The sequence below is a fragment of the Dokdonia pacifica genome, from assembly GCF_900188275.1.
GTDB lineage: Bacteria > Bacteroidota > Bacteroidia > Flavobacteriales > Flavobacteriaceae > Dokdonia > Dokdonia pacifica.
The window spans coordinates 402,263-427,375 of sequence record NZ_FZNY01000004.1 but is presented as its reverse complement, the minus strand read 5'-3'; the positions used below and the strand labels follow the sequence as shown (position 1 = coordinate 427,375).

General features: G+C 33.6%; 18 protein-coding genes, 1 tRNA gene and 1 pseudogene. 9 read left to right on the top strand and 11 right to left on the bottom strand.

The genetic code is table 11. The features are described from left to right. Positions 1-59 precede the first annotated feature (59 nt). The 8 genes from CHB80_RS14240 (at position 60) to CHB80_RS14205 (ending at position 9,543) form a co-directional block, all read left to right on the top strand. A complete protein-coding gene (locus CHB80_RS14240; RefSeq protein ID WP_089372159.1) occupies positions 60-2,486 on the top strand; it encodes an efflux RND transporter permease subunit in 2,427 nt (808 codons plus the stop codon). A gap of 327 nt (positions 2,487-2,813) precedes the next feature. After that, the gene (asnS, locus tag CHB80_RS14235; protein ID WP_089372158.1) at positions 2,814-4,256 is read left to right on the top strand and encodes an asparagine--tRNA ligase; all 1,443 of its coding nucleotides are present in this window, start codon (positions 2,814-2,816) and stop codon (positions 4,254-4,256) included. 215 nt (positions 4,257-4,471) lie between these two features. Further along, a complete protein-coding gene (locus tag CHB80_RS14230; RefSeq protein WP_089372157.1) occupies positions 4,472-5,131 on the top strand; it encodes a nucleoside triphosphate pyrophosphohydrolase family protein in 660 nt (219 codons plus the stop codon). A gap of 44 nt (positions 5,132-5,175) precedes the next feature. Then, entirely contained in the window at positions 5,176-5,880 is a 705-nt protein-coding gene (locus tag CHB80_RS14225; RefSeq protein WP_089372156.1) for a hypothetical protein, read from the top strand. A gap of 85 nt (positions 5,881-5,965) precedes the next feature. After that, on the top strand, positions 5,966-6,760 hold the full coding sequence (locus tag CHB80_RS14220) for a sensor histidine kinase (RefSeq protein ID WP_229746959.1): 795 nt from the start codon (positions 5,966-5,968) through the stop codon (positions 6,758-6,760). Continuing rightward, positions 6,757-7,386 (top strand): response regulator transcription factor, encoded by a 630-nt coding sequence (locus tag CHB80_RS14215; protein WP_089372155.1) that lies wholly within the window; start codon positions 6,757-6,759, stop codon positions 7,384-7,386. Before CHB80_RS14220 ends, CHB80_RS14215 begins: the two co-directional genes overlap by 4 nt. 100 nt (positions 7,387-7,486) lie before the next feature. Then, positions 7,487-8,938 (top strand): RNA polymerase factor sigma-54, encoded by a 1,452-nt coding sequence (gene rpoN / locus CHB80_RS14210; RefSeq protein ID WP_089372154.1) that lies wholly within the window; start codon positions 7,487-7,489, stop codon positions 8,936-8,938. Continuing rightward, positions 8,938-9,543 (top strand): hypothetical protein, encoded by a 606-nt coding sequence (locus tag CHB80_RS14205; protein WP_089372153.1) that lies wholly within the window; start codon positions 8,938-8,940, stop codon positions 9,541-9,543. The genes rpoN and CHB80_RS14205 overlap by 1 nt, the downstream gene beginning before the upstream one ends. A 33-nt stretch (positions 9,544-9,576) precedes the next feature. On the opposite strand, the gene CHB80_RS14200 is transcribed toward CHB80_RS14205, so the two are convergent. From CHB80_RS14200 to CHB80_RS14175, 6 genes are all read right to left on the bottom strand, one after another. After that, on the bottom strand, positions 9,577-10,284 hold the full coding sequence (locus CHB80_RS14200) for a porin family protein (RefSeq protein ID WP_089372152.1): 708 nt from the start codon (positions 10,282-10,284) through the stop codon (positions 9,577-9,579). Between the two features lie 104 nt (positions 10,285-10,388). Next, positions 10,389-10,856 carry an ExbD/TolR family protein gene (locus CHB80_RS14195; protein WP_089372151.1) on the bottom strand — a complete coding sequence of 156 codons (468 nt, stop codon included), beginning with the start codon at positions 10,854-10,856 and terminating at the stop codon, positions 10,389-10,391. A 4-nt stretch (positions 10,857-10,860) separates the two neighbouring features. Then, positions 10,861-11,478: an ExbD/TolR family protein gene (locus CHB80_RS14190; protein WP_089372150.1), complete on the bottom strand. Its 618-nt coding sequence runs from the start codon at positions 11,476-11,478 to the stop codon at positions 10,861-10,863. 6 nt (positions 11,479-11,484) lie between these two features. Then, positions 11,485-11,961 carry a hypothetical protein gene (locus CHB80_RS14185; RefSeq protein ID WP_089372149.1) on the bottom strand — a complete coding sequence of 159 codons (477 nt, stop codon included), beginning with the start codon at positions 11,959-11,961 and terminating at the stop codon, positions 11,485-11,487. A 30-nt stretch (positions 11,962-11,991) separates the two neighbouring features. Further along, entirely contained in the window at positions 11,992-12,786 is a 795-nt protein-coding gene (locus CHB80_RS14180) for a MotA/TolQ/ExbB proton channel family protein (RefSeq protein WP_089372148.1), read from the bottom strand. Positions 12,787-13,002: 216 nt separating this feature from the next. After that, positions 13,003-13,090, bottom strand: a tRNA-Ser gene (locus CHB80_RS14175). 912 nt (positions 13,091-14,002) lie between these two features. Between CHB80_RS14175 and CHB80_RS14170 the strand changes: the two genes are divergently transcribed. After that, complete coding sequence (locus tag CHB80_RS14170; RefSeq protein WP_089372147.1) at positions 14,003-14,713, top strand: hypothetical protein; 711 nt, start codon at positions 14,003-14,005, stop codon at positions 14,711-14,713. A gap of 126 nt (positions 14,714-14,839) precedes the next feature. Here the strand turns inward: CHB80_RS14170 and CHB80_RS14165 are convergent, their stop codons facing one another. The 5 genes and pseudogenes from CHB80_RS14165 to CHB80_RS24680 form a co-directional block, all read right to left on the bottom strand. After that, the gene (locus CHB80_RS14165; protein WP_089372146.1) at positions 14,840-16,978 is read right to left on the bottom strand and encodes a hypothetical protein; all 2,139 of its coding nucleotides are present in this window, start codon (positions 16,976-16,978) and stop codon (positions 14,840-14,842) included. 292 nt (positions 16,979-17,270) lie between these two features. Continuing rightward, positions 17,271-17,855, bottom strand: a pseudogene (locus CHB80_RS24960) (IS6 family transposase). A gap of 344 nt (positions 17,856-18,199) precedes the next feature. Continuing rightward, complete coding sequence (locus CHB80_RS14150) at positions 18,200-20,167, bottom strand: OmpA family protein (RefSeq protein WP_089372143.1); 1,968 nt, start codon at positions 20,165-20,167, stop codon at positions 18,200-18,202. 13 nt (positions 20,168-20,180) lie between these two features. Continuing rightward, positions 20,181-21,095, bottom strand: coding sequence for a PorP/SprF family type IX secretion system membrane protein (locus CHB80_RS14145; RefSeq protein WP_089372142.1), 915 nt, complete (start codon positions 21,093-21,095; stop codon positions 20,181-20,183). A gap of 35 nt (positions 21,096-21,130) precedes the next feature. After that, a partial coding sequence (locus CHB80_RS24680; RefSeq protein WP_179218171.1) for a DUF7507 domain-containing protein occupies positions 21,131-25,113 on the bottom strand: 3,983 nt, incomplete at its 5' end.

Genomic DNA, 25,113 nt, shown 5'->3' with positions numbered 1-25,113 from the left:
AACATCCTTCTCGGATTTTCTTTAATAAAAGAATACCTTTGTGACTGTAACCAGAGGTAATGGCCAAGTTTTTAAGTTCAGGATTTTGGGAAAATGTTGCCAGTATTATATTACGCAATAAACTCCTAATCCTCATTCTTGTTATAGCTACTACTGTTTTCTTAGGAAAACAGTGGACTCACATGCGATTTACCTACACCGAAGCAAACCTACTTCCTGACGATCATGAAGTAAATTTAGAATACAACACCTTCTTAGATAAATTTGGCGAAGAAGGAAACCTCATTGTAATTGGCATTAAAAATGACAGCCTATTTACTCCACAAGTATTAAATGCTTGGAATAGTCTCTCTGAAAAAATAGATCAATATGCCGAGGTTACACTATCTATATCTCTTAAAGATCTTAAACTACTTGATAAACAAGAAAACCCTGCTAGGTTTGATTTAAAATCATTTATACCAGACAGTGTCACCACTAAAAAACAAGCTTCAGATTATAGAAAACAACTTTTTAATGATCTTCCTTTTTATGAAAATTTAATTTATAATAAAGAAACTGGTACCGTTCGATCTGCTATTTATTTAGATAAAAGTATTGTAAATACGCCTGCAAGAAGAGATTTTATCGTTAATGATCTTATACCCCTTATCTCAAATTTTGAAGCAACATCTGGTATTAAAGTCCGTACCAGTGGGATGCCATACATACGCACCCTCAACTCTCAAAATATTATAGATGAAATAGGACTATTTGTAGGAGCTGCTTTATTAGTCACATCCTTAATATTCTTTTTCTTCTTTAGATCCTATAGAGCCACCTTCATATCTATGATTACTGTAATTATAGGAGTAATGTGGGCTTTTGGTTTTTTAGGGCTCCTTAGATATGAAATTACAGTACTTACCGCACTTATACCGCCACTTATTATTGTAATTGGAATTCCCAATTGCATCTTTTTAATTAACAAATACCAGCATGAGTATAAAATGCATGGTAACAAAGTAAAAGCACTCCAACGTGTGATTACGAAAGTAGGAAACGCGACATTGATGACAAATATCACAACCGCGTCAGGATTTGCTACATTCATCCTTACCGAGAGTTCTTTACTTAAAGAATTTGGCGTTGTAGCCAGTATTAATATTGTAGGGATTTTTCTTTTATCATTACTTATCATCCCTATCATATATAGCTATATGCCACCTCCAAAAGAGAAGCATTTAAAGCATTTAGGAAAAAACTGGATCGAAGGTTTTGTTAATTGGATGGAGCGCATGGTAAGAAATCATCGTATTGCAATTTATGTTGTAAGTATCATCCTATTAACCGCAAGTATGATTGGGATTAACCAGATACGTATATCTGGAAGTCTCATAGAAGACATGCCTAAGAAAACCGCCTTCTTTAAAGACATCAAGTTTTTTGAAGAAGAGTTTGATGGCATTATGCCATTAGAAATATTAATAGACACTAAGCGTAAAAAAGGGGTGCTAAAACTCGCCACTTTAAGACGTATGGATGAGTTAAGCCAAGTGATAGAAGAACAACCAGAATTATCCAAACCAGTATCTATTGTTAACTTAGTAAAATATACCAAGCAAGCTTTTTATAACGGCGCTCCAAAATATTACCAATTACCAAGTAGTAACGAGCGAAATTTTATTTTACCATACACCAGTAGCTTTTCGGAACAAACCAATCTAATGGGTGCATATGTAGACAGCACAGGTCAATATGCACGTATTACCACTTTTATGAAAGACATTGGAACGGATAAAATGGAACGTGCCGAAGAAAATCTAAGGGCAAAAATAAAAACATTATTCCCTGAAGATCGCTACGAAGTTACCCTGACAGGAAAAGCACTAGTATTTCAAAAAGGAACTAATTATTTAGTAAACAATTTGGTGATAAGTTTATCACTTGCCATTCTCCTTATTGCTATTTTTATGGCTTGGATGTTCCGATCATTTAAAATGATTCTTGTATCTCTAATTCCTAATTTACTACCGTTACTAGTCACCGCAGGAATGATGGGATTCATAGGCATTCCAATTAAACCATCAACCATACTTGTATTTAGTATTGCTTTTGGAATCTCTGTAGATGACACCATTCACTTCTTAGCAAAATACAGACAGGAACTACGTGCTAGCAAATGGAAAATTAAAAAATCTGTATATGCATCATTACGAGAAACGGGCGTAAGTATGTTTTACACCTCGATTGTATTGTTTTTCGGTTTTTCGGTTTTTATGATCAGTAGTTTTGGAGGAACTGTTGCCTTAGGAGGCCTTGTGAGTGCTACCCTTTTATTTGCCATGTTAGCAAACCTTTTACTGCTCCCTTCCTTATTACTTTCGTTGGAACACAATATCGCTAATAAGAATACACTAAAAGAACCTGCTCTTCAAATTATCACAGAATTAAATGAAGAGCAAGAAATAGAAAATGATCCTTCTAAGGAAGATCATACACACTAAGTACCTCAAAAGTATATCCCAAAATAGAGCTGTTGCTGTATACGCTTTCGCGAAAGCGTATAAAAAAAGAATCCCCAGCAAAACCTACAATGTATTAGTAGAAAACTAATTTTTAGTTTTAATACAGGTCTCAGCATATTGCAATCTCAATGATTGAGTAAAATTACCCTCTAAAAGTAGGCTGTCAATTTCAAAACATCATTTATATTTGCCTTTCTTTAATTTACGTCTTTCTTTGAAAGAAAAATAATTAAAGAATATCAAGGAAGTTCTGGCTCAAAAAGTCAGAGGAATCAAACCCAGTATGGGATTAAAAATTAAAATACTATGAACTACATCTCAGTAATTGATATTTTAGCTAGTGATGCTATACATCAGGAGTTCACTGTAAAAGGATGGGTTCGCTCTTTTAGAGCTAATCAATTTATTGCACTTAACGATGGATCTACCATCAAAAACATACAATGCGTCGTAGACTATGAAAATATGGACGACGCACTTTTAAATCGCGTGAATACAGGTGCTGCTATTGTTGTAACTGGGGTTCTTGAAGAAAGTCAAGGAGCTGGACAGCGTGTAGAGATCAAGGTAAAGTCTATAGAAATAGAAGGAGATGCAGATCCAGAAGATGTAAAACTTACGATCTTATCGCCTAAGCGTCATACCCTAGAAAAGCTACGTGAGCAAGCACACTTGCGTGTACGCACCAATACGTTTGGAGCTATTATGAGAATGCGCTCTAAACTATCTTTTGCTGTACATCAATATTTTAATGAGAATGGTTTTTTTCAAGCACACACCCCTATGATTACTGGTAGTGATGCTGAAGGTGCTGGAGAAATGTTTCAAGTAACAGGATTGGATCTTAATAATCCTCCTAAAAAAGAAGATGGTAGTATAGATTACAGTCAAGATTTTTTTGGTAAAGAAACCAACCTTACAGTTTCTGGGCAGCTAGAAGCAGAAACCTATGCATTAGGATTAGGAAAGGTGTATACTTTTGGCCCTACATTTAGAGCAGAAAATAGTAATACATCACGCCATCTTGCAGAGTTTTGGATGATTGAGCCTGAAGTTGCTTTTTACGATCTAGATGCCAATATGGATCTTGCTGAAGATTTTATCAAGTATGTAATTAAATATGTGCTAGATAACTGCCAAGACGATTTAGAATTTTTAGAGAAGCGTCTTATAGATGAGGATAAGAAAAAACCGCAAGCAGAGCGTGCCACGATGGCATTACGCGAAAAATTAGAGTTTGTTATCAATAACAATTTTAAGCGCGTAAGCTACACCGAAGCGATCGCAATATTACGTAACAGTAAGCCTAACAAGAAAAAGAAGTTTAAATACCTTATAGATGAATGGGGGGCTGATTTACAAAGTGAACACGAGCGTTACTTAGTAGAAAAGCATTTTGAATGCCCGGTGATTCTTTTTGATTATCCTGCAAACATCAAAGCATTCTATATGCGTTTAAATGAAGATGGAAAAACGGTACGTGCTATGGATATTTTATTCCCTGGTATTGGAGAAATTGTAGGTGGATCACAAAGAGAAGAACGTCTTGATGTGCTTAAAGAAAAAATGGCCGCTTTAGACATTCCGGAAGAAGAGCTATGGTGGTATCTAGACACGCGTAAGTTTGGAACTTGTATTCACAGTGGCTTTGGCCTTGGTTTTGAGCGCTTAGTACTTTTTGCTACGGGTATGACAAACATACGAGATGTCATCCCTTATCCAAGATTTCCGGGACATGCCGAATTTTAATCGCAAGGCGATAGCTAAGGAATTAATTCTCTAAAACTTGTTTCGAAGGTTATTTATAAAAGAATAAATATTGCATCCTTGGATTGAGAAGGTTATTTATTCTAGGCATTATACAATATCAAAAAGGGGCTTTCGCCCCTTTTTTTTTGCAATTACTACACGTATCATTGTACCTTACAAAAAATCACATTCATAACCACTAAACCAAAACAATTATGAAACTTTTAAATTTTATGATTCCGATTACAATGATGGCACTCGTGCTTGTAGATTGTAAAGGAGATCACACTAATAATGAAGATGATGGCAATACTGGGCCTCCTACTGTTGTAGTTGTAGAAAGACCAGATATGGCTATTGAACTCGGTGAAGCCATTGCTTTGTACCAAAACTATGGTGCAAACAGAGTTGGATTAATAGAAAGTTTTGAAGAAGAATTAGGAGATGTAGATAATTACCAAGCAACACGCTCCCTTACGTTTAACTTTAAGGAGTTAAGACAATATATGGATTATGTAGAACAAGAAGCCAAAACAGCGGGCACCGATATATTGGGACTTCGTGTATACTTAGGGCAGTATGACACCAAAAACTCACCGCACCCTAATGCTGAAACTGTATTTTTTAACCCTACTATGAAAAAAGGTGATAATGAAGTTGCCTTTGCCATTCAAAATCAGAATGGAAATCCTACAGCCGTTCCTGTAGGAGTATTACAAGATTATTATCTTAAAACAGGTAAAATTAAAACCCCTGGGAAAGCAAACTTAGTATTCATTCAAGATGACATCACTAGTTTAGCAGGTAATCATGGAGGAAGAAGACCACCACCACCTCATGAAGATGATGACTATAATGATGAAGGCAATAATTAATTCAAAATAAATAATTAAACATTTAGTAGGAATAGAAAGTATTTATGGAGTCTTTTGGTAAATTTTTAGGTAATACACAATTTGGTATTCTCTTTATCACAGCACTTATCGCTACTTTCTATTTCTATAAATATAAGCATACAGAAATGCGTTTGTTTCTGTTTTTATTCTGGTACATTGCTATTAATGATATTATCGCATTAGAATTTTGGGATTATTATGGTAAAAAATATGATGCTATTCAATCAAATAATATTTTTTACAATATTCTAGATATTGTAAGATTTTCTGTAATTATATGGGTAATTAAAAAAAGTATTAACGATCCAACAGGCTTAAGACAAAGCATTGTGAACAAATTACTATACAGCGTATGGTTATTTTATTTTGTTAATATTTTATTTATTAATCCTATGGTATACTTCTTAGATTATGCATTCTTTTTTGGAGCAATCATAACAGTAATTGCAATTATGTATTATTCTATAGATTTAATTAAAAGTAGTCAAATATCTAAAATAAAAAAAGACTTACTACTATGGATTAATATTGGTTTTCTAATATTTAATATTTCATATCCAATAATTTTGGCAATACAAACCTATTATAAGCCTTTAAATATTTTAGAAATCGATGAGAAACTTTTTTACACCCAATTACCTATGATTGTTTCAATTATAAGTATCATTTCTAACTTAATAATTATTTTTGGATTTATCTGGTCCGAAAAAAGACACCAACATAATTAACTATATTTAAGCACGTTAAACCTATAATTCACAAGTCAAAAAACACTATTTTAAGAACTCATAATATTATAAACGAAAATAAATTTTGCCCATATACCTAAGTAACCCAGATGACAACACGCTAATACTAGCGCTAGTATCTATAACAATATTGCTACTTTTATTAATTGTAGTTGGGGTTTTATTTTCTGTATTTATCAGGCGAAAAAATGAGCTTTTAATAGAACAACAAGATTCTCAAAAACGTTTTGAACGAGAGATTGCAGAGTCACAAATAGAGATTAGAGAAGAGACCTTACGAAATATAAGTTGGGAGTTGCATGATAATATTGGACAGTTATTAACCTTAGCTAAAATACAAACTCAAAATTCTGGAGGAGATCAAAAGCAACTGGATGAAGCAGCAAGTACCATAGGAAAAGGACTTACAGAAATACGTGCTTTATCTAGACTTATCAATCCAGAAGCGCTTAAAAACATGACGCTTGTAGAAGCGTTAGAACTGGAATTAGATCGTTTTACTCGTATGGAATATCTAACCACGAGTTTAAATGTAACCGGAACTCCTATTACAATTGATAAAAAAATAGGATCTATTATTTTTAGAATATTTCAGGAGTTTTTTACGAATACCATTAAGCACTCAAAGGCAAGTCATTTAGATGTATGTATCACCTACACCCAAAATAGTGTAGACATTAAAGCTAAAGACAACGGGATTGGGTTTGATATGGCTTTCGCGAAAGCGAAAAATGGAATAGGACTCTCAAATATAGAGTCCAGAGGAAAACTAATTGGCGCTACCATTGAAGTCTCGTCAACTGAAGGAGATGGCACCGAGATGCACCTCTCATACGAATCAAAAAACGACATCACATGAACAAACTTGTAGTAGTAGACGACCATACATTGCTCTCACAAGCCATTAGTGGGCTTGTAAATTCCTTTCAGGATTTTGAAGTGTTATACACCTGTAAAAATGGACAAGAACTTGTAGATCAGCTTGTTTTTGAAAATAAACGCCCCGATATTGTCCTGATGGATGTCAATATGCCCATTATGGATGGCATTGAAACCACCGCTTATCTTAAAGAGCATTATCCCAATATTAAAGTACTTGCGCTTTCTGTAGAAGAAGAAGAACGCACCATCTTAAAAATGCTACGCGCTGGTGCAAAAGGGTATTTACTAAAAGATACCGAAAAATCAGTTTTAGAAAGTGCCTTAAAAGAACTCATGAGTCAAGGGTTTTATCACACCAATACCGTAGCTCAAATCTTAGTACGAAGTCTGCACGAAGAAAGTTCGCTCACGCTTAAAGAACGAGAACTTGAATTTATAAAACATGCTTGTACAGAGATGACCTATAACGAAATTGCAGATCGCATGTTCCTGAGTCCAAAAACAGTGCAAGGCTATAGAGACAGTGTGTTTTCTAAACTAAATTTAAAAAACAGGACAGGATTAGTTATTTATGCAATAAAGCATGGCCTGTTTAAGCCTTAAATTAAATATTATAGTTATTATTTTCAATAGCTTCAGTAATTCCTTTTTCTATAACAAAATATAAGGCGATGATTTTCTCCCTTTTGCTTATTTTTGTTATATGCTGAAACAACAACTTAATTTTAAACTCTCTCAAAAGCTATCTCCTCAACAAATACAGTTGATGAAATTGATTCAATTGCCTACGCAGGCTTTTGAACAAAAAATAAAACAAGAGCTTGAAGAAAACCCTGCGCTAGATAGTGGCAAGGAAGAAGTTAAGGATGAATTTGATGAGTTTAGCAATACCGAAGAAGATTTTGGGAATGACACCATAGAAACCGAAATCAATGTAGATGAATATCTAAGTGATGATGAGATACCTGATTATCGATTGAGTGCTAATAATTATAGTGCAGATGATGAAGATAAACAAGTACCATATGCCTCTGGAACTTCATTTAACCAATACTTGAAAACACAGCTCAATACGTTTCGTCTATCGCAAGAGGAGCGTGATATTGCAGAGTTTATTATTGGAAGCTTGGATGAAAGTGGATATCTAAGGAGGTCATTAGAAGACTTAATGGACGATCTTGCTTTTACTCAAAACGTATATACTACAGAAGAAAAGATAGAAGAAGTTCTTTTTACAGTTCAGGAGTTAGATCCATCTGGGGTCGCCGCTCGTAATCTAGAAGAGTGTTTAGTATTACAGCTTTCGCGAAAAACACCAACGAAGTCTGTAGAACTTGCCATAGCTATTCTCGAAAAATCTTTTGATCACTTTAGTAAAAAGCATTACAAAAAATTAATGTCTAAGTTCTCTATTTCTGAAGAAGAACTCAAAAATGCTATTCAAGAGATTGAGCATTTAAATCCAAAACCCGGAGGTTCCTATGCTAGCAATACAAAGATAGTAGAGCATGTGGTACCAGATTTTACGATACGCATTGTAGAAGGAGAACTTGAGCTTTCACTAAATGGACGTAACGCGCCAGAATTAAGAGTATCTAGAGATTATAGTAATATGCTTAAAGGCTATAAGGCTTCTAAAGAAAAAACGAAAGCACAAAAGGATGCCGTCATCTTTATAAAACAAAAGCTCGATGCTGCAAAATGGTTTATAGAAGCTATTTTACAGCGCCAGCAGACATTATTTGTGACCATGAGTGCTATTATGTATTACCAAAAGGAGTACTTCCTGACAGGTGACGAACGCAACTTACGTCCTATGATCTTAAAAGATATCGCTAATGAAATTGAAATGGATGTATCTACCGTTTCCCGTGTAGCAAATAGCAAATATGTAGATACGCCCTATGGAACCAAACTTATTAAAGAGTTTTTTAGTGAGAGCATGACCAATGATCAAGGTGAAGAAGTATCTACTCGAGAAATCAAAAAGATTCTAGAAACTGTTATCGAAGAGGAAGACAAGAAAAAACCACTTACTGACGATAAATTAGCAGGTATTTTAAAGGAAAAAGGCTATCCTATAGCCAGACGTACTGTAGCAAAATACAGAGAGCAACTAGACCTTCCAGTTGCAAGACTCCGTAAACAAATCTAATGAAATACATTATACGAAGTCTTTCATATATTTTTCATCCATTATTGATGCCAATAATTGGAGTGCTACTTTATTTTAAAATTTCGCCTCGGTTTTTCAATCCTGCCTTTCTTTTTTCAAAGTTATTTGCAACAACCATCATGACTGTAATTATACCTATTCTAAGCTATTATATGCTTAAGAATTTAAACTTGGTATCTGATATAAATTTAAAAAATGTAAAAGAGCGTCGCTATCCTCTATTGATGCAATTATTGTTTACATTTTTACTCATTCAAATTGTTTTTAAAGGGTATGAGATTCCAGAATTGCACTTCTTCTTTGTCGCAATATTAGGATCGAGCCTTGCCGCTTTTATTTTAGCCTTATTTAGCTTTAAGGCTAGTCTCCATATGATTGGGATATCTGGCTTAGTGGTGTTTATTATGGGTTTAAGTATTCACTATAATCAAAACCTACTATTACTTATAGCATTTTTAATTATAGGATGCGGTGGTACTGCAACATCAAGACTAGAAGCAAAAGCGCATACATATATAGAGTTAATTATTGGTTTTTTTGTAGGTGCATTACCACAATTGATGGCATTTAAATATTGGTTCTAATAAAATATAAAACCAAAACTAGCACTAAAAACATCACAGAAAATAAAACTGAAGTCCCAAACGGATTACTTGTAAGTTTACATTTTCTCCATTAACAATAGCATCATCATTAAATAATGTATTCAAGCCATAGTATGTTTGAAAATTAAACGCTCCATAACCAAAAGCAAAAGTAAGTCCGTACTGTAATTTATTTAATTCTGGAAGATCCGTTTGATTAACTTCATTTCCTTCTTGAATAAATGTAGATTTAAATCTAAAAATATACCCCAACTGAACTCCTGCATGAATACGCCAGAATGCATATTTTGTTGGAGTAGATGTTCTCCACCTATATTGTATAGGCATTTCCAGCGTGTAAAAAGTGAATCTATTTTTATCTGTATTTATATCTTCAGATATTGTTGAAAAAATAGTTGTATTTTCATCACTTTCTTCTCCTATAAAGAGATCTTGATTAAATGTATCTATAGAAACCCCTAAACCAACACCTATTGCTTTATTTCGGCGTTTATTAAAAGGCATATCCCTTATAAAACCTAATTGCAAGCTACCACTAAGTCCATTTTGAGAAATTCCTTCAGGTTTATTAGATAATAAATTAAATGTAACACCAATATATACTTGATCTTCTCTATAAAGCGAATCTACTACAGTATATTCATTAACACTATCTTGACTAAAAACCGCTTGTCCACTGCATAATAAAAAGAGTAATAAAGAAAAAGAAAGATATTTCACGAGACTGGTTTTATAACAAAGATACAAGAAATGACTACTCAATTATACATAAAAAAACGCCTTGACGAATCAAGGCGTTTTTTTACTAATTATAAAATTTGAATTTATTCAACTGACTCTCCAGCCGTTGTAATAAATATAATCTTAGGCAAGTTAGCTTCTCGCAATTCTTGTTTCACATCATAAACTAATCCTGCTTCAGCATCTTGATCAATTTTTAATGCTACTATAGCCGAGCTTTGTAATTCTTCTCTAAGCTTGGTTACTTCTTGTAGAATAGCTGTTTTCACTTCACTTACATCTACAATACGATCACCTATTTGCACAATTGCTTCTCTTGCTTTTCCTTTATAATTCGGTCCTGGTTTCCCAATATATATAAAAACCGTTCTTGACTTATCAAGTTTTTCAATTTGATCTGCTGGAGGCAATTGATTTAAAACTTTAAGGTCGTTTTTCCTAAGTACAGTTGCCACCATAAAGAAAAACAATAACATAAATACAATATCAGGTAATGAAGCTGTATTCACTGGAGGAAGTTCTCCTCCTTTTTTCTTTTTAAACTTTGACATAGTATTAATTGCTTTTAGGTTCTGCTTCAGAAAGTTTAAAAGGGATTAGTGCTCTAACCTGCTTTAATTTTTCTTTAGCTTTTTCTTCGTTTCCTTCATAGTTTCCAGCGTCTATTGCCGCCTTCACTTCTGTGTACTTCCATCCAAAAAGTCTTTGTGACTCTCTATCTCTAAGTTCGTTATATGCAGCTCCTAATTCATTCTGAACAGCAATATATGTAGTGTAATCTGTTTTTCTTGCACTACTCATAGAGATTATGGCTTTGTCAGGGTTATCTGATGAACTTGGGCTACGAGCTCCTTGACAGTAATTACAGTGTCCTTCCTGACCTGCAGGAATACCACCATTGTCTAAGAAATCTTTAGCCGCTTGACGTAAATCTTTTAATTCCATGGGCTCATCTTCTACCAAAAGATCATTATTGCTATTTACCAATACTACAAACAAGTTCTTTTGTTTAATAATAGGTGGTATAATTTCTTCATCTAGAGGAGGAGGTAATTGCCTTACCAGTCCTTTATCTTTATCTATAGTTGTAGTAACTAAGAAGAAAATAAGAAGCAAGAACGCAATATCTGCCATAGATCCTGCATTAATTTCGGGTGCTGAGCGTTTTGCCATAATAAATTATTTTACAAGTTTCTTTGCTCCTGAGAACAACATTAATCCTATAGCAGTAGCAGCTAATATAAAAAACGAGTTTATACCAGCACCAACCCATTTCATCTTGTTAGGTGTAAGCTCTATTTCCTGCTTTGCAGCTGCTTTCATTATGTCATCAGGTATCACATCTGATGCCATGAAATAAGATATCGCTATTACAAGTAAGAAAACACCAACTCCGATCAATACGTTCTTAGCATTACCACTAAATAATCCTTTAATAACAAAGATTATAACTAGCACTAAAATTAAAGCTAGTACGATATATCCAATAGTCATTAAGTTACCAATACTAGAAGGTACATCTACTGCATTTATTCCCAATGCTTTTACTTCGTCTTGAAGTGGCTCACTGTCAATTGTCCAAACAATACCAGCAAATATCATGGCAATAATACCAATGACACCTACTACTATTTTTAATATTTTATGTAATCCCATAATTTTTTAAAGTTTTTAAGGTATTACTAATTATTTTTTATGCTTCACTAACATATCGATTAGAGTGATTGAAGAATCCTCCATATCGTTTACAATACTATCGATTTTAGCAATAATGTAATTATAGAAAATTTGAAGTATAATAGCTACAATTAATCCAAATACTGTAGTAAGAAGTGCTACTTTAATACCTCCTGCTACCAGTGCTGGATTCATATCTCCTGCCGCTTCAATTTTATCAAACGCTTGAATCATCCCGATTACCGTTCCCATGAAACCAAGCATCGGTGCTAGTGCGATAAATAATGAAACCCAAGAAACATTTTTCTCTAGTTGTCCCATTTGTACACCACCGTAAGAAACTACCGCTTTTTCTGCTGCTTCAACACCTTCTCCTACACGGTCCAGTCCTTGATAATAAATAGATGCAACAGGTCCTTTTGTGTTACGACAAACTTCTTTTGCTGCTTCAACACCACCACTATTAAGTGCGTCTTCTACATTTTGTGCTAATTTTTTACTGTTAGTAGAAGCTAAGTTTAAGTATATAATTCTTTCTATTGCGATAGCTAAACCTAAGATAAGACATAAAAGTACAATCCCCATAAATCCAGGTCCTCCTTCTATAAAACGTTTCTTTAAATCTTGTGTAAAAGATAGTTCTTCTTCTGCTGCTTCTTCTTGAAATGTTGCTCCTGCATCAACACTAGCAATTATTTGCTGTACTTGAACTGGAAGGGTTGTTTGCGCATTGCTGGCTTTAGATGTGAAAGTCCCTAAAGCTACAACAGCTGCGATTGCCATAATAGAGAATAATTTTTTCATTGCTCTTGATCTTAAATTTAAATTAGTAAAGGGTTAAATATAGTAATTAATTAGATTAATTCTGAAAAAAATAGCAGATAGAAACTCATTATGTGCTATAGTGAGCACATACTATGCACTAGACTTGCTTACTTATAATGAAATAGCAAGTTTTTAGCATAAAATTGTTTCTATTTGTAAGAACTTATAATAAAGGATATTTATTTCTTTATTAAGCAGAGAGGAAGGGATTCGAACCCTCGATACGCTTTTGGCGTATACACGCTTTCCAGGCGTGCGCCTTAAACCGCTCGGCCACCTCTCTGTATTGTCAATAACTGAAATCATTGATCTCGACAAAAGAACTAAATTAGTTGGGAATAAAAAAATAAACATTTCTCAAAAATTAAAAAAAGTGGAAAAATGTCAAAAACTTAACTTTTCACTTACCAAATCCACTTACCACCATAATTAAGATTTATCAACATCGTAGTAAACAGAAAAATATTGATATGACATCAGATTTAATCTATCAAACTTTATTCCTAAGAATATCTATGAAATAATATTGAAAGTATTGAATTAGTGACCTTCGGGTTATGGTCTTTAAAATACATTTTATAGCACGTTATTCTTCGATAAACAAAATATATAGAAACTACAAATCATGGCATATTCTTACACCTGACAGCATGTGAAAGCCTAAGTTGCTTTTTACTTTACAGGACAAATATCAAACTTTTTGAAACAAGATATAAACTTAACTCTAACTAGCTTTACTAATATTATTTGAATGGTTATCAGACTAAAAAGTAAAGAAAATCAATCTTTAACTTTTGCCCATATTAACGATAAATACAATCATTTTGGTTTTAAGTTGATATTCCTTTTACATAAAATCAAATAATATGGTTTACAGTGAATCTGTTCGTCAGCACCAAGATTTGTAGTCCTGCTTTCTTCAGCCCTAGCTTCACAGATAGTAACCTTGTAGCTTACTAAAGATTCAAGGTGTCACCCAGCCCCATAAAGGACTTGCACCCTCTAAATGAATTAGTTATCTTTCGATAAACAAAAGACGTCCATACTGGGCACACACATTGACTACAAGTAATTGCTTGTTCTTGCTTACTTTAGAAATTCCTGCGGAATTTCCTACTTGGTTTGTATCTACAAAGTTTAGTACTAAACCACGCAACTATTCGTAGTCGATATCGTTAGGCTTCATAAATAAAAAATGAAACATTTAAAAAAGATTAGGCGAATATTAATAAATAAAGACTTGAGGAAATATCTTAGATATGCAATAGGGGAAGTATTTTTAATTGCTATTGGGTTATTAATTGCCCTTGCAATCAATGATTGGACAGAATATAAAAAGGACAAGAATAAATTGAAAGAAATTCATAGTAGAATCTTAGATGATGTAAATGACGATATCCAAGAAATTACTCAAATGATAAATACTTATGAAAAGAAAAGACATATTTTTCAATTGGTCATGAATAATTTAGCAACTTCAGATTTATTAGATGTCGGACTTTCAAGGTTAATTGTTCAAGATTATCGAATTGTCTTTAATAAAACGGGAATTGACCAGTTAAGACAAATTCCTTTTAAAGATAGTTTGTCTCTTAAAATTATTAAAGTTTATGACTTAATGATTAATGATGATATAACTCCTTACGAACTAATAATTGAAGAACAGTCAATAGAGTTTAGAAATTTAGTTCGAGATAATCACAGTTGGTACTTAGAGTGGATTTTAAAAAGAATTAACAAGAAAAATAGTAGTCAAGAATTAAAAGAATATTTTACTAACAGTAAGGAATATAAACATTGGGTGGCAGGTAATCATCAAATCATGTACAATAATTATGTGCCAAACCTTAAAAAATCTTTAGTGTCTCTTGAGGAAATCAAAAAAGATTTGGTGAAAGAGAAATAAAATGGATATGAAAGCCTAATTGATTAGCGCGACGCGATGAAAACTCACCGCTTTGAGGCTTTAATTTACAGACTTTAAAAATGAGAATCAGGATATTTAAACCAGACCTCTAACTTGATAGAAAGGTTAATCATCTTCAAACTTTTGGGTCAATTTTTTTATGAAAACGTCATTTCTGTTTTTTGCCCTATCATATAATGTAGAGTATTTCATTATTTCCATATAAAGTGAGCCATTATCCCTATTATTAAATAAGCCAGCTACAGTTTTAGAAGGTCTATATAGATAATCAAATTTATGTCCTTGATTGAAATCAGGGTCTTTTGCTTTTACATCAAAAGTATTTATTTTTTCACCTAATAAATATCCATAAAAAGTTTTGAATTGAAATTCTTCTCTTGAGAAATTTCTTATTAATGTTGCATAATTTTGAATCTGATTTATGTAATCTGAAACATTCACATCAGGAGCTTTAAATTCAATAATTATACACTTACCTTCATCGGGAAATAATAATATATCAGGTCTTTTTTGATATCTTTTTTCATTTAGAGAATCTCTAAATTCTAATTCTTCCTTCGATAATTTTTTATCATCTTTAAAGATTTTATTTCCTTCAAGTTCTACATCTTTTAATTCATGTTCAGAAGAACCATCAAATAGTATAAAATCTTCCTCTAGCAACCAAAGATCGCTAATATCAGTATTATCACTATGTTGCTTAAATATCAAATTATGTATCAAAGATTCATCATTGTTTCTACTACCGTCATTTTGAACTTTTAATTTTCTTTTTAGGATTTTGTTAAATAATTCAAGTACAAGATTTCTTCTAGCTACATAATGTGTTAAAGCCTTTCTGTTTTGCAATGGTATATCTTTAACCAATCTAACAATATAATCTTCAAATTCTTCTTGATAGCTTTTTGATGATGGATCAAGATTATCCAATTGTTCAAAATGATATTTTATCTTACTATCAAGTTTTGCTACTTGTTTAGATTCTTCTACATATACTTTCTGTAAAATCTTCTCTTCCGAATCATTAAGCGATATTGATATTCCCTTTAAGAAATCATCATTTAGAAGGAACATAGATTTCAACTCTTCTATCTTTCCTAGTTTTTCTTCTACCTTATTTTGAATTTCTTCATAATTATATAAAATCGATTCATTTGCACCTACCCCAATATCTTCAATAAAGATTTCCTTATTACTGAACAACTCTAAATCTTTCTTTAAGTCTTTTTTACTGGGTATCCTTAGTTCACCTCTAACATCACTATCTCTGTTATCCAAATATTTGCTAGAAATTAAAAATAAAAATCTATCCCCATCGACATTATCTTTTGCCGAAATATTTGTCAATTCCAAATCATACTTCTTTAATTCAATAATCTCATTCTTACTTGTAAGTTTAATTTCATTTTCTAAAAGAGAGGCTTTCGGTATTCTAAATGGTGTTACTTTGAAAGTTTCCTCATCATTTAAAATTTTAACTTCATATCCAGATAACAAACTGTAATTCAAATTGAATTCAAATGTTTGCTCGTTTTTAGGTATATCATCTTGAGTTATTTCAAGATTTCTAGTAAAATCATTATTTACGTATTGTTCTAAAGTTATTTTTGGAAGGTTATTTCTATTTAAACAAAAATTCATCAAGTAATGATTGATAATATTTTCTTTTAAATCCTCTATATTAAAGTTATAATGCTTTTTATCTTCATCTTCGAGTAAATCAGACAAAAGCAGAGAAGTCCCTGTTGCTTTAACGTCTCCGTTAAGTGGTTGTGTGAACTTTAAAAAGGTAATAGTATTATTTGAATGAACATAATCCCTTGATTTAGAAATCGTAAAGTTTCTTTTCATAAAACTATCGTTAGTCTTAAAAATACTGCTATACTCTATATTATTAAAAAAATGAGCTAATTGGATTCTCCCAGAACCTTTGTTTTTAAACCCCTTTCTAGAGTCTTTAAAAATGTTAAATCTTTCAAATTCTTTATCATCAAATCCTTTACCAGTGTCCTCTATTATGGTTTTATCAAACTCTAACTCATCAAGTAAATTCCTTTTAAGATAATGCTTAATTATAATTGAGTTATTTTTATTATCATCTTGCTTAAGATAAATTGACTCTAATGAATTTGTGAATGCCTCATAAATAGGTTGTAAAACATTCGGGTTCTTTTTTATCTCACTTAGAATTTGAGGATAATATGCCCCAGGAAGATTTATAAAAGTATTGTCTGTAAATTTCATTTAATAAAAAGGCTGATTTCACAAATTTAGTTTATTTGGATTTAGTTTTATTGCATATCAATGAAATCATTATTTATAATGATGATTTCATTGAAAATTATCTTATATATATTAAAATAGCTTTTCGCTACGTATTTTTTATACAAGGTGTGATTATGATTCTGTCGCATTAATTCAATGATTATGTAATCTAGAAAGAAACAGACCCTTTAAGTAGCCAGTAAACAAAAAGTTTTAAATATAGATGTCTTAGGACTCAATATCTTTCCTTTTCTAATAATGTGTATGATTTCTATTCCTGCAAGTGTCCGTTATGCTGATTCAAATTCTTTAAATCCTGTGGTAATTCCAATTTTCCTTTTATGCTTCGATGATTTTGTTCTACAATATTGTTGAGACACTTGACTCTCCGAATCTTTATCTTCTTTGAAGTCAAACTCCTTCTATTCCAAGTCCGTATTCCAGCAGTGTTCGCTCCACTCTTGTCAATATTGATAATACAAAGTTTCGCGTTATTTCAAATAGCCTTATTCAAGAACTTTTGGGCAGAACCCTTCATTCTTCATTTGGTCAGTAAGAAATCTATCGTATTTCCTTGCTTATCCACCGCTAGGTATAAATACCTATCCTTACCTGCTACCTTGATATACGTTTCATCAAGTCTCCAACTATCGATGACTAACTTCTTACGAATGTTCATATTTTTCTCTATGCCTTTAGAAAACTTAAACACCCAACGCTGTATTGTAGAATGATCAACTTTAACACCCCGAATAGCCATCAATTCTTCAATATCACGGTAACATAAACTAAATCGAAATTTAAAATATACCGCTTGTTGTATGATGATGTGAGGATATCGATGGTGTTTGTACATGGAACTACTTTATAAACATCAAACTTAAGTTTATTTGAAATAGTAGAATTAATGCGACAGAACCTAAATATCTGCTTCTAGCTAGAAGTTGCTTTATAGCATCTTCATTTTCAAAGGTTTCTGGCTTAAAATCAATTTAGCTAACTTTTGCTTGTTAGATGGATTCATTTACCTATAAATAAGAAAATTAAAATACCCGCTAAACACTTCATAGGGATAGCCTCTAACTAAATACTGTAATTTAAAAAGAGAAAAAACACTATATCATTTTGCCCTCATTACATCAGTTGACATAAAAAAATGATATTGTACATATCGTAAAGCGGGATTTGTCTATATAAAAACTACATTTTGACAATTACAAATTCTGATCTACGATTTAATTGATGTTCAATCTCTTCACAACTAACACCGTTCTCACAGTTATTGATTAATTGTGTTTCACCATATCCTCTAGCTTCTACTATACGAGATGATAACACCCCTTGTCGGATAAGATAGTCTTTTGTAGAATCAGCCCTTCTTTGCGAAAGCGCGAGGTTATAACTATCCTTGGCTCTCGAATCTGTATGTGATTCAATTCTTATATGTAAATCTGGTTGTTGAAACATTAATGCCACAATTTTATTAAGTTCTACAGCAGCATCAGGACGTATATAACTCTTATTAGTATCGAAAAATATGATCCCCACCTTTATTTTTAAGACACCGTTATCCTCAACAATCAACTCATCCACTGTTTCTAATTCCAAAGGAATAATTGTCTCTTCTGAGATACTAGAAGTAACAAATAATTTATTATTGAGATTATATCCTAATTTCTCTATACGTATTTCATAACGCTCACTGCATAATAACTCATAGTTGAATTGATAATCTCCATTTAACTGGCTTTTAGTTTCTGTTAACTTTATACCCTCTTCACTGTACAATCCTACGGTAACATCAGCAATACGCTCTTTAGTTCTTGTATTACTAACATATCCTTTTACAACTTGCTTACAATTATCAGCTATAATAGCTTCAGTAATATTTTCTGGTGTAGTTCTTCTAAAAGCATAAATATCATCATCCCCTACACCTCCTTCTCTGTTAGAACACACAAACCCTTGTTCATTGGCTTCATTTATTATAAACCCAAAATCATCCAAATTACTGTTAAGTGGTAATCCTAAATTTCGAGGTTCTGAAAAAGAAGTCTCTAAAACATCACTCTCAAAAACATCGAGCCCTCCAATTCCTAAATGTCCATCCGAAGCAAAGTATAATTTGTCTTCAGTAATAAAAGGGAACATTTCTCGACCAGAGGTGTTAATGGTCGGTCCAACATTTTTAGGAGTAGAATATCTATTATCATCCAAAACATCTACAACAAATATATCTGTTGCTCCTATACTCCCTGGCATATCAGAAACAAAATATAGTTTTTTATTGTCAGCACTTAGCGTAGGATGTCCTACGGAGTATTCATCACTATTAAAAGGGAGTTCTTGTATATCACTCCAATCACTAAAAATACTATCATTACGAACTGCTGTATAAAGTTTAAGATGGTTGACACCTTCATCATCACGTTTTAAATCTCCATTGTAATTATTACGTGTAAAATAAACACGCTTATGGTCTTTTGTAAATGTAAGTGTTGCCTCATGGTATTTTGTATTAAGTGATTCAGAAAACGGGCGCTCACGTTTTACATTTGTCTCTGTCGCATTAATTTGACCCTCGTAAAAATTTAAAAACGGTTGTTTGTTCCAATGATATCTACGCTTCACATAATAAGAAGTATCAATAGCCGAAGAATAAATGAGCTTACTTCCATAATATGTAGGGCCAAAATCAGAATATATAGTATTAATATCAAGATTAGCAAGCTCAAATGCAGGTGGTATGGCCATTACATCTGCTAGTGTTTGTTCTTTCTGAGCATAATCATCTATACGTTTATCTTCTTTATTAGATGCTTTCGCGAAAGCTTTCATCCACTTATTTGCAGACTTATAGTTTCCTATACCTCTTAACGTGTGTGCAAAACGAAACAGATATTCTGGATGCACTTCACCTCGGTATCTACTAATGAGAATATCATACCATTTATTAGCTTGTTCCATATCAGTGTTAAAATAATAAGCGTCTCCTGCTTTCTGAAGAACCTCCATAGAGTTATCGCCTCGGTCAATCCCTTTTTCGTACGCTTTTGCTGCTTCTACATATCGCATTTGGTTAAAAAACTTATCTGCTTTCTCATACGATTTCTGTGCAAATGCTGAAACGGAAAGTAAAAGTAGAAGTATCGAAATATTCTTTTTCATATATCTATAAAATTTAAAAGAAACGTGGAGATTTTAGTTGTTTACGATTAGAAATAAGATCAAATCGTAGTACAATTTCATGGCTACCTGTATTAAAACGTTGTAAATCTGTTGTTGTATAGTCATAGGAATAACCTAATAGTAATTGAGGTGTAAGCTGGAAACCAGCTAAACCACTTACAGAGTCGTCCCATCTATAAGAGACACCTAATCGAAGTTTTTCATAAAACATAAAGTTAGCAGAGAGGTCTGCAATTAAAGGCGCTCCAGAAACGGCTTTTACTAGAAACGCAGGCTTAAACTTTATATCTGAACTTAAATCTGTCACAATACCACCAATGATAAACAAATGCAACCTTTCTGCTGCTACAGTTTGTTGTACGTCATCATACGTTTGATTTGTAAGTAAGTTTGGGGTAGATATTCCAATATAATTCTTGTCACTATGCCAATAAATTCCAGCTCCTATTGTTGGAAGCACTTCACTTACATTATTTTGAAATAGAATATCTGGACTCTGTGCATTACCTCTCGTGAAATCAATATCTAAAAAACGCCCTCCTCCTTTTATTCCAAAAGATAATCTTCGATTTTGTGAAGTTTGTATCGTATATGAAAAGTTTAAGTCTATGTATGTTTCCCTAGAAGGACCTAGTTCATCATTTACAATAGCTAATCCAAGCCCAACATGCTCACCTAAAGGAGAATCAATAGTGAACGTTTGTGTCTTTGGAGCCCCTTCTAGACCAACCCACTGTGCCCTTACCAAACCTAGAGCAGTTGCATGACCTCGAGATCCTGCATACGCTGGGTTTACCCCTAACGTATTGTAAACGTATTGTGTAAACTGTGGATCTTGTTGCGCAAAGGTCATCTGTATAGAAAAACCTATACAGACACCTATTAATAATTTAAGATTTATATTCATTTTATATCTTATTTAACTATCTAATACTATTTCAATTATCTGTTTATGTATAACCATCCTGCACGTCCATCGCTGCCATCTCCTAAATCAAGCGTGTAATAATACGTACCTACTGGTAACTTTTTATTTTTATTTATAGTGGCTCTCCCATTTGATGTGCCATCAAAATCATTTTGATAATTCGCTGCTTTGAAGACTAGATTACCCCATCTATTATAAATATGTAGTACATTATTAGGGAAATTCTGTATCCCCTGAATGACAAATGTTTCATTCGTTCCATCTCCATTAGGAGAGATTTCATTAAAGATTTCTAGATCTTGTTCTACATCAAGTATAATAATAGTAGGATCATCAGGATTATTATCATTGTTAGGATCTACATTTGTAGCATCTGTAGGATCATCAGAAGTATCAGAAACAATAGCACCATCTGCGGTTAATCCACTTACTGTTGCTGTATTTACTACACTTCCGTTTACTACATCTTCATTTGTTAAGATATAACTAGCGGTAAATGTCGAGCTGTCCACTTCTCCAATAGCTAGATTAATCGGTCCTCCTTCTACATCTACGAGTAAATCTAGGATGGTTACATCAAACAATGGAGTATTACCTGTGTTAGTGACCGTAAATGTATAATCTATTCGATCACCTTGATCTACAATATTATTTTGATTAGCATCTATATATTCTCCTTCTTTCTCAAGAGAAATACTCGCTACTTCGAATAAGGTAACCGTAGGATCATCATCATTTCCAGTATCATCAGCTGGATTTGTACTATCAGAAACATCGGTAACTATATCTCCCATAGGATCAAGACCATTTGCGGTAGCTGTATTGACAATCATTCCCGCTTGAACATCATCTAGTGTCAATGCATAATTTACAATAGCAATACCGCTTTCTCCTGGCTCCAATGTACTTGGTGATATAGAAAGATTGGTAACTCCGATAGTTGTATCATCAATAGTGATATTAGTAACGGTCACATTACCTGTGTTAGTCACAGTGAATGTGTAAATAATCTCATCACCAACATCTACAGTATTACTATTATTTGAATCAACAAGTTCAGCATCTTTCAATAGCGTAATATTACTCATATCGTTGATATCAAATACAACAGTATCTGTTGAAGTTACATCATTATCAAATGGATCATTTCCTACGGCAGTTGCTGTATTAGTTACACTACCATTATCAATATCTTCCTGAGTAAGATTGTATGTGGCAGTCACATTTCCAGTGTCTGATGGTGTAAGAACATCTATCACCCCTACAATACCGCCTAGCAATGGATCATCAACTACGATATCTGTCACAGTCACATTTCCGTTATTCATTACTACAAAATTGTACAGTAATTGATCTCCTACATCTACTACTCCATTTCCATTTGCATCTATGTATACAAATGTTTTTGTGATAACGATCACTGGGTTTTGCTGCAATAGTACCTCTGTGTCATTATCTGGTTCTCCGTCTCCGTCAGAATCTACTAACACATCATTTGTTGGATCTCCATCACCGTCAGAATCAACACCACTAGTCGCAAAATCTCTATCATGAGATACATCTCTTACTTCATCACAATCAGCACCGATTGGATCAGCTACAACAAATGCAGTATTTAAAACACTTCCGTTGTCAATATCTGCTTGTGTGATTACATAATCTTGTGTTGTTGTAACTGACTCGCCTACTAGAATCTCTTCAAACTCACCAACAAACCCTCCTAACAATGCATCAAATATCTCAGCATTTAGTAAGGTAATATTACCCGTATTTACAACAGTAAATTCAAAAGTGATAATATCACCTGGTACTGGATTGGTCACATCACCACTGAAAGCGATGTCTTCTTTAAATAATGAGATATTAGGCATACATCCAAAGTCTACTACGGTAGGATCATCAGGGTTTCCATCACCATTTGGATCTATATTTGAGTTATCATTTGGATCATCAGATGTATCAACAACAGGCTCTCCGTTTGGAGCATTTCCAGCAATAGTTGCTGTATTAATAACCATCCCAGCATCAATATCATCCTGAGTTAATGGATATGTTACTACATAAATCCATACTTCATCCACTTCGAGGATATCATTGGTATTAAGGTCTCCAGAGTCTGGACCTGGAATAACACCTCCTAGTAATTGATCTGTAAGAACAGGGCTGATAATAGTTGTAGTTCCAGTATTTGTCAATGTGAAGGTATACGTGATAAGATCGCCGACTTGTATTCCATCACCGCCATCATCTAAAACGCCTATTTTATTAAGGTTCATACTAGCATCTTGTGGTATGAATGTATTTGTAGGATCATTGTCAGCACCCGTATTATCACCATCATTTCCTGAATCGGATTCATCAGACACAGAAGTCCCATCTACCCCAGTTCCATTTGCCTCAGCTTGATTTGTCACAATGCCCGCATCGATATCTGCTTGGGTTAATACATAGGTTGCAGTAAAAAATAATATATCACCTGGCATCGCATCAAAATCATCTGCCTCACCATCGATATCACTTCCGCCACCTGTATATATTGGAGTAGGTGTTATACCAGTTCCAGTAAACGTTGTTTCAGTAATCGTAATATCAAATACATCTACATTTCCAGTATTCTCAACAGCGTATGTATAAATAATACTATTAGTTTCAAGATCAATCATAGAGCTTTTAACAAGTTCTAACATAGGGTTACCCGTAAGTGGTGTAACCGTATCATCGTCATCTGCTCCTGTATCATCGGCAGGGTTACCAGAATCAGAGTTATCACTCACTGGATTCCCATTTGGATCATCTCCCCTAGCTACTGCTTCATTAATTACTTCTCCTGCATTAATGTCATCTTGATTTATAAAGTAATTAGCCGTTAACGTTTCATTTTGCCCAGGCGCTAGACTACTTATTGTACCCACTAGATTAGGTGTAAGATTACTATCCGTTACATCAATAGAAGTTACCGTTACATTACCTGTATTAGTCACCACAAACGTGTAGACAATAATATCACCAGGACTCACAATGCCATCCCCATTAGAATCTACATACGCACTTGTTTTCACAAGCTCTAATGCAGGGGTTGCAGGTATTGGTAAGTTTGTTGGATCATTCGTGTCATCTATATCTGCATCTGAATTCCCAGGTTGTCCTTCATCATCATTTGGATTCGTACTATCAGACACATCTGTTACAGAATTTCCATTAAGATCTGTTCCAGTGGCTATTGCTGAGTTCTCTACATTTCCAGCATTCACATCATTCTGGGTAAGCGTGTAGATTGCCGTCACCGTTCCTACTTCTGTAGGAGCTAATGTATCAGGATTCACTATTGCATTATTAAGTCCTATGACAGGATCTGTTATGATAAGACCTTCAACAGTTGCACTTCCTGTATTAGTCACCGTAAAGGTGTAGGTAACTTCATCACCTGCGCCTAAAAGGCCGTCACCGTTGGTATCTATTAATGTTGATACCGCTTTCGCTAAAGTAATCTCAGCCATTACCGGTAATGGTGTTACCGTATCATCATCATCATCTCCAGTGTCATCTCCAACATTACCAGAATCTGAATCATCAGAAACCATATCACCTAAAGGATTTTCTCCTGTCACTGTCGCAGTATTTATAACTTCTCCAACATTGATATCATCTTGTGTAATTGTGTATGTTGCTGTATAAACCCATACTTCATCCGTGTCAAGGATGTCATCAGTATTGAGATCTCCTGATACTGGTCCTGAAATCACACCTCCAAGCAATGGATCGTCTAATACAACAGTACTGATCGTAGTATTTCCAGTGTTTGTTACTGTAAATGTGTAATCAATAGTATCTCCAGCTTGAAGTCCATCACCACCATCAACAAGAATACTTGTTTTAACGAGTTCCATACTAGAATTAGCAGGGATAGGTGTCGTAGTGACATCATCATCCGCTCCTGTATCATCTGCTGCATTACCTGAATCAGATACATCCATCACCATAGCGCCACTTGGATCAG